At 68.9% G+C, this 1799-nt stretch carries 2 protein-coding genes and 1 pseudogene; all 3 read right to left on the bottom strand.

The annotated features are described in order from the left end of the window. The coding region (locus AC1D12_RS32465) for an efflux RND transporter permease subunit (RefSeq protein ID WP_477845256.1) at positions 1 to 242 on the bottom strand (242 nt) is incomplete at its 3' end. After that, the gene (locus tag AC1D12_RS32460; protein WP_477845255.1) at positions 239 to 1477 is read right to left on the bottom strand and encodes an efflux RND transporter periplasmic adaptor subunit; all 1239 of its coding nucleotides are present in this window, start codon (positions 1475 to 1477) and stop codon (positions 239 to 241) included. The genes AC1D12_RS32465 and AC1D12_RS32460, both read right to left, overlap by 4 nt. Further along, positions 1474 to 1799, bottom strand: a pseudogene (locus tag AC1D12_RS32455) (TolC family protein); the annotation flags it as partial. The pseudogene AC1D12_RS32455 and the gene AC1D12_RS32460, both read right to left, overlap by 4 nt.

Genomic DNA, 1799 nt, shown 5'->3' with positions numbered 1-1799 from the left:
GTATTCGCCCCCGGGACACCGAGCATCGTGGTCGTCAATGGGTACGTCACCAGGTCCTCGACGACCTGCGGCGGCTTGCCCGGGTAGGTCGTCCGCACGATGACCTGCGTGTCCGAGAGATCCGGAATCGCGTCGACCGGGGTGGCCCTGACAGCCCAGACACCGGCTGCGATCAGGAACACCGTCGCCAGGAGCACCAGGAATCTGTTCCCGACCGACCAGCGGATGAGTGCGGCAATCACTTCGCACCCCCCGGCGCGCTCATGCTGCCCGTGACCGAACGCAGCCGAGCCTCGGAGTCGATGAGGAACTGGCCGCTGGCCACGACCTGCTCACCTTCCGTGAGCCCCTGCGTGACCTCGATGTCGTCGCCCACCTCGAGGCCGAGGACGACGTCGCGGCTCTCGAAGGAGCCGTTCTCCCTGCGCACCAGGACGATGGCGCGCCTGCCGGTGCGGATGACGGCCTCCGACGGCACCACCAGCCGAGRCGAGCCGGGGCCGATGACCTGCAGGCGCAGCAGCATCCCCGGCGTCAGCTTTGCGTCCTTGTTGTCGACCTCGAAGCGAGCCTGCAGCGTGCGCGTGCTCGAGCTCACCTGCGGCAGGATTTCCTTCAGCTCGCCTTCGAATGCGAGCGATGCATCGGCTTGCAGAACCGCCTTGACCTTCTGGCCGCGTGCCAGGCGGATCGCCTGGGCCTCGGGCACCTCTGCAACGGCCCACACCTTCTCGAGGCCGTCGATCCGGAACAGCGTCGTGCCCGGAGCAACGGCCGCGCCTTCACGCACCCCGAGCTCTGCGATGACGCCGCTGACCGGTGCGCTGAGCGGGAAGCGTGCTTGCGCCGTCCCTGCCGATTCGCTCTGGCGGATGAGCCCGTCGGRGATGGACATGGCGCGCATGCGTTCTCGAGCGGCGTTCACGAGGTCTTCCGACACGCCGGCGCGCTTCAGCGCGAGCCATTCGTTCTGCGGCCCGAGCCACTCGGGGGCGAACACGGTCGCCAGCACCTGGCCCTGGCGGACCCGCTCCATGGGCGCACGCACGGCAAGATGCTCGATGAAGCCGGCCACGCGCGTCTGGACGGCCACGGCGAGGCGCTCGTCGAACTGCACCGTACCGACGGCATCGAACGACGACGACACCGGGGCCTTCCGCGCTGTCGCGACCCGGATGCCGAGGTTCTGCTGCACCGTCGGACTGACCTTGACGCCGGAGTCGCCGGCCTCGTCGGCGTAGACAGGCACGAGCTGCATGTCCATGAACGGTGACTTGCCGGGCTGGTCGAACCGTTGGCCCGGGACCATGGGATCGTGCCAGTACAGCACCTTCCGTCCCTCGGGACTGGAAGCGGCCGGGGCGGCGCCCATCGGCATGTCCGCAGCACCGCTCGTGTGCCGGCCGGCGTAGAAGCCGGCGGCGGCGAGGACTGCTGCGCCCAGCACCGACAGCGCAATGGCTTGAGCACGCTTCATCGAGCGCCTCCGTTGACGAGGGGTTTGTAAGCCAGCTGCGCCTGGGTCTTCGCGAGCTCGCGCTGCAGCGAGAGCAGCTTTCGCCGGGCCTCGACCTCCATGTGGCGTGCCTCGAACAGCAACGCCAGCGTCACCTGGTTCGAGCGGTATCCGGCCAGCGCGGCAGCGGTGCGTTGCTGTGCCGCAAGCACGACCGACGATTGGTAGCGTTGAACGCGCTCGGTCAGGCGCTGGGCGTCGCCGGCCAAGCCGCGGTACTCGGCTTGAGCGGCGCGTGTCGCCTCCGCGAGATGGGCCTCGGCCTTCTCGATCAAGGCCAGTC

Source organism: Rhizobacter sp. P1_G5 (genome assembly GCF_056405435.1).
The sequence above is the reverse complement of the archived record's forward strand: the minus strand, read 5'-3'. Positions and strand labels throughout refer to the sequence as shown.